The organism is Halochromatium sp., assembly GCF_054919635.1.
In genome coordinates this window covers 1-3,770 of sequence record NZ_JBUDPI010000357.1, presented here as the reverse complement: position 1 = coordinate 3,770, position 3,770 = coordinate 1, and the positions used below count along the sequence as shown (strand labels likewise).

Sequence of the window (3,770 nt, the reverse complement as noted above, 5' to 3'; positions counted from 1 at the left end):
ACCACGACCACGACCACGACCACGACCACGACCACGACCACGAGCATGAGCATGAGCATGAGCATGAGCATGAGCATGAGCATGCCGATGATCATAGCCATGAGTCGCATGCTGATGCCTACGCCAGCTATGTCTTCGAATGCCGGCAGCCAAGCAAGCTCGAGGCGCTGTCCATCGGATACTTTCAGGCCTTCCCGCGCGCCGAAAAGCTGCAGGTTCAGTTGATCTCAGAGACGCGCCAGGACGCCCTGGAGCTGACCGCAAACGACCGGCAATTGCCCCTCTGAGGCGATGGGCTGCCTGCTATGAATCCGATCGTCGCGCTCCATCAGCTGCGCTTCCGCTGGCGCGCGCAGGGTCCGGATATCCTCGCCATCGACGCACTTGAGGTCGCCGCCGGTGAGCGGCTCTTCGTGGAAGGCTCGAGCGGCAGCGGTAAGAGCACGCTGCTCGGCCTCCTGGCCGGCGTCAACCAGCCGCAACAGGGTCGCATTGAGGTCCTTGGCCAGCGGCTCGACCAGCTCGGCTCGGCGGCGCGCGACCGCTTTCGCGCCGATCACATCGGTTACATCTTTCAGCTCTTCAATCTGATTCCCTATCTCGGCATCATCGACAATGTCACGCTGCCGGCACGGTTCTCGCACCGCCGCCGCAAGCGTGCACTAGCGCGCTCGACGAGCTTGGCAGCGGAGGCCAAGCGACTGCTCGGCCATCTGGATCTGGATCAGCCCGGATTACTGCAACAACCAGTGAATGAGCTCAGTATCGGCCAGCAGCAACGGGTGGCCGCGGCCCGAGCGCTGCTCGGCGCGCCCGAGCTGCTGATCGCTGACGAGCCGACCTCGTCGCTCGATGCCGATCGCCGCCGAGCCTTCCTTGAGCTGTTGTTCGCCGAATGCGCGGAGATGGGCTCAACGCTGATCTTCGTCAGCCATGATGCCAGCCTCGAAGGGCTGTTCGACCGCACCTTGCGGCTGCCGGCGCTGAATCGAACGGCAGCGGCGACAACAGACCAGGTCCCGCTCGCGCCCTGAGCGCAGCAACCCGGCATCATCGCCATGGCCATCCTTCGACTTGCCCTGCAAAGCCTCCTCAACCGGCGTTTCACGGCCCTGCTGACCTTGTTGTCGATCGCGCTCAGTGTCGCCTTGCTGCTTGGGGTCGAGCGCATCCGCACCGAGGCACGGGCGAGCTTCGCCAACACCCTCTCCGGGACCGATCTGATCGTCGGCGCGCGCAGCGGGCCGGTGCAGCTGATGCTGTACGCGGTGTTTCGCATCGGCAACGCGACCAACAATATCTCCTGGCAGAGCTATCAGGAGATCGCAGCGATGCCACGCGTGGCCTGGACGGTGCCGCTCTCGCTCGGCGACTCGCACCGCGGCTTCCCGGTGCTGGGCACGACCACGGCCTATTTCGATCACTACCGCTACGGGCGCGACGAGCCGCTGGTGTTGGCCAAAGGCGAGCGTTTCGCCGACCTCTATGACGCCGTACTCGGGGCCGAGGTGGCGGCCGAGCTCGGCTATCGGCTCGGCGACGAGATCATCATCGCCCACGGGGCCGGCGATGTGAGCTTTGCCCGCCACGAGGACAAGCCGTTTCGGGTTGTCGGCATCCTGGAGCGGACCGGCACGCCCGTCGACCGCAGCGTCCATGTCAGCCTGGAGGCGATCGAGGCGATCCACCTCGGCTGGGAGGGTGGCGCGCCGCTGCGGGGCCTTGAGATCGATGCCGAGCAGGCCCGTCAGCTGGACCTGACGCCAAAGGCGATCACTGCGGTGCTCATCGGGCTTGAGTCGCGCATTGCCACCTTTGCGCTGCAGCGACGCATCAATGAGTACCCGCAGGAGCCCTTGCTCGCGGTGCTCCCCGGCGTCGCCCTCTCCGAGCTCTGGTCGGTCATCGGACTGGCCGAGAACGCGCTCTTGGTGGTCTCCACCTTTGTCGTGCTGGTGGGGCTAATCGGTATGCTCACCGCCCTGCTGATCGGCCTGGAGGGCCGCCGCCGCGAGCTGGCGATCCTGCGCTCGCTCGGGGCACGGCCCGCTCATGTGCTCGGACTCATCATCGGTGAGGCCCTGCTCCTGACAGTACTCGGCATCCTGGTCGGCGTCGTACTCTTGAGCCTGGCCTTCGCACTCGGCCAACCGCTGATCGAGGCGCGGCTCGGCTTGCATCTCGGCCTCGGGCTGCCCAAGCTGCACGAATGGCTGCTGCTCGCGGCCGTGCTGTGCACAGGGCTCCTGGTGGGGCTGATCCCCGGCTGGCGGGCCTACCGGATGTCGCTGAGCAGTGGCCTCTCATTGCGACTCTAAGAAGCACTAGCACAATGCGCCTGATGCCATCGAGATCCGCGACTGATTTGAACACCCCACTCGTCTTCGCCAAAGGCAACCGCGAATGATCCGACCCACGCTCAGCTCAGCCCAGATTGCAGTCAGCGACCAGCCTTCAGGTCACCCCACGCACGGGCCCTCAGAGTGCGTCGCCCCTTCCTTTTGCGCCTTGCCGGCCTACGCACCAGCAGCTCGCTCACCAATAGGCACGAGCAGCACCGGCCCATCCCGGCGCGCGCACGGACTCGACGCAGCGAGCATAGTATCGGTGCCACCACACGGGGGCCCATCCCCGCGCGCGTATGGACTCGGCCGATCGCTCATCGCTGCCGGAGTCTTCGCCTTGCTGCTCGCCGGCTGCAGCGATGATTCCTCGGACGACACAACGGGAGGGGCTGAGACCGGAGGGCTCACCGAGCAGGAGCTCGCGATCGAGCCATCTGATGGGACCGCGCGCGAGCTGTCCTGGAACGACCTGATCCCGGCCGACTGGCAGCCGGAGGTCCTGATGGAGCAATACGATGCCGAAAACCTGACCGACGACGACCCGAGAGCGCAAGCGCTGATGGAGGAGCTCCAGGCACTCTGGGCTGAGGCACCCGTGGTCGAGGCGCTCGACGGACGACAGGTACGTCTGCCCGGTTTCGTCGTGCCCCTGGAGATGGATACGACGATGATCAGCGAATTTCTGCTGGTGCCCTACTTCGGCGCCTGTATCCATGTCCCGCCGCCACCGGCCAATCAGACGATCTTGGTCACCACTCCAGATGATCTGCCTTACGAGGGCGGCCTGTTCGACACGGTCTGGGTCGAAGGCCGTATGCGGGTCGAGCCGTTCAGCGACGAGCTCGGTGAAGCCGGCTACCGCATTGAGGAGGCCCAAGTGAGCCTGTACGAGGAGCCCTAGACGTGCCCGCAGAGGTCGATGGCGAGAGCGCCGAGATCCGCTCAGTGTCGACGAGATCAGGGCCTGGCTCGTGACGCGCCTCGCGCGCGACTTGCCAGGGCTGTTGGGGTCTACTTTGGACATGAGGTCGAGAGCCGGGTATCCGGTATCGAGCAGCAGGCCGTTCAACATCAGGCGGCCCGTGGCCTTCGACGACCCTATCCGATCTGACTGAGCAGGTAGACGGCCATCAGTGCCGCTATCATCAGATCGGTGAGCATGGCGAGCCATTCGTTGCCGCTGGCTGGCTTCTTGAGCGCGTGATAGAGGCCAGCCAACCCCATGAACAGGCCGCCAGCGAGTGCTGCACCCAGGCGCAGCTCCGGTATCGGCAATGACAGGATCGCAAGCACGCCGAGGTTTAGATTCGCGAAACCCAGCTCGCGCACGAAATGATGGCTCTCGACATGGTCTGCGCCGAAGATCTTCTGAACCGTAAACTGCGGCCGTCGGATCTGAACCACAGCCGCCATCGCTAGCCGCAC

Annotated in this window: 5 protein-coding genes; 4 read left to right on the top strand and 1 reads right to left on the bottom strand. The window is 65.0% G+C overall.

Annotated elements, in window-relative coordinates; genetic code table 11:
* The 4 genes from ACY693_RS16520 to ACY693_RS16505 form a co-directional block, all read left to right on the top strand.
* A partial coding sequence (locus ACY693_RS16520) for a ZrgA family zinc uptake protein (protein WP_462322907.1) occupies nucleotides 1-287 on the top strand: 287 nt, incomplete at its 5' end.
* Nucleotides 288-305: 18 nt separating this feature from the next.
* A complete protein-coding gene (locus ACY693_RS16515; protein WP_462322906.1) occupies nucleotides 306-1,034 on the top strand; it encodes an ABC transporter ATP-binding protein in 729 nt (242 codons plus the stop codon).
* Nucleotides 1,035-1,058: 24 nt separating this feature from the next.
* Nucleotides 1,059-2,318: an ABC transporter permease gene (locus tag ACY693_RS16510; protein ID WP_462322905.1), complete on the top strand. Its 1,260-nt coding sequence runs from the start codon at nucleotides 1,059-1,061 to the stop codon at nucleotides 2,316-2,318.
* Nucleotides 2,319-2,682: 364 nt separating this feature from the next.
* Nucleotides 2,683-3,246: a DUF3299 domain-containing protein gene (locus tag ACY693_RS16505; RefSeq protein ID WP_462322904.1), complete on the top strand. Its 564-nt coding sequence runs from the start codon at nucleotides 2,683-2,685 to the stop codon at nucleotides 3,244-3,246.
* Nucleotides 3,247-3,443: 197 nt separating this feature from the next.
* Here ACY693_RS16505 and ACY693_RS16500 read toward each other — a convergent pair.
* Nucleotides 3,444-3,770, bottom strand: a 327-nt coding sequence (locus ACY693_RS16500; RefSeq protein WP_462322903.1) for a hypothetical protein, incomplete at its 5' end; no start/stop codon positions are given.

Excerpts from the sequence above, each read along its gene's own strand:
- ACY693_RS16510 (WP_462322905.1), top strand. The coding sequence starts at position 1,059 with ATGGCCATCCTTCGACTTGCCCTGCAAAGCCTCCTCAACCGGCGTTTC.
- ACY693_RS16515 (WP_462322906.1), top strand. The coding sequence starts at position 306 with ATGAATCCGATCGTCGCGCTCCATCAGCTGCGCTTCCGCTGGCGCGCG.